Genomic DNA, 777 nt, shown 5'->3' with positions numbered 1-777 from the left:
GCGAAAATTTGAGAGACTCGAACACACATTAACTGTGTGTCGTTTCAATTTTCAGCTTGATCCAGATTTTTAAAGAGCAAATATCTCAAACGTCACCCGAAGATGAGTTTTGAGATATATCGGCACGCGTCTTTCACTCACGAACCAGCAAGTGGCGTCCCCTAGGGGATTCGAACCCCTGTTACCGCCGTGAAAGGGCGGTGTCCTGGGCCTCTAGACGAAGGGGACACTGAAGTCTCAATCGCAAGACGCCTTGCTTCTTTACTTTCATCAGACAATCTGTGTGGACACTACAAAGGCAGGTTCTTTAAGGTAAGGAGGTGATCCAACCGCAGGTTCCCCTACGGTTACCTTGTTACGACTTCACCCCAGTCATGAATCACAAAGTGGTAAGCGCCCTCCCGAAGGTTAAGCTACCTACTTCTTTTGCAACCCACTCCCATGGTGTGACGGGCGGTGTGTACAAGGCCCGGGAACGTATTCACCGTAGCATTCTGATCTACGATTACTAGCGATTCCGACTTCATGGAGTCGAGTTGCAGACTCCAATCCGGACTACGACATACTTTATGAGGTCCGCTTGCTCTCGCGAGGTCGCTTCTCTTTGTATATGCCATTGTAGCACGTGTGTAGCCCTACTCGTAAGGGCCATGATGACTTGACGTCATCCCCACCTTCCTCCAGTTTATCACTGGCAGTCTCCTTTGAGTTCCCGACCTAATCGCTGGCAACAAAGGATAAGGGTTGCGCTCGTTGCGGGACTTAACCCAACATTTC

General features: G+C 49.8%; 1 tRNA gene and 1 rRNA gene. Both read right to left on the bottom strand.

The window, feature by feature from the left end:
• Positions 1 to 152 precede the first annotated feature (152 nt).
• Positions 153 to 228 (bottom strand) — tRNA-Glu (locus tag ABLU86_RS17710).
• 85 nt (positions 229 to 313) lie between these two features.
• Positions 314 to 777 (bottom strand): 16S ribosomal RNA (locus ABLU86_RS17705); the annotation flags it as partial.

Origin of the sequence: Klebsiella sp. JN_Kp121, from assembly GCF_040062145.1 — a bacterium.
Lineage (GTDB): Bacteria > Pseudomonadota > Gammaproteobacteria > Enterobacterales > Enterobacteriaceae > Klebsiella > Klebsiella aerogenes.
This window is presented reverse-complemented; position numbering and strand designations above follow the sequence as displayed.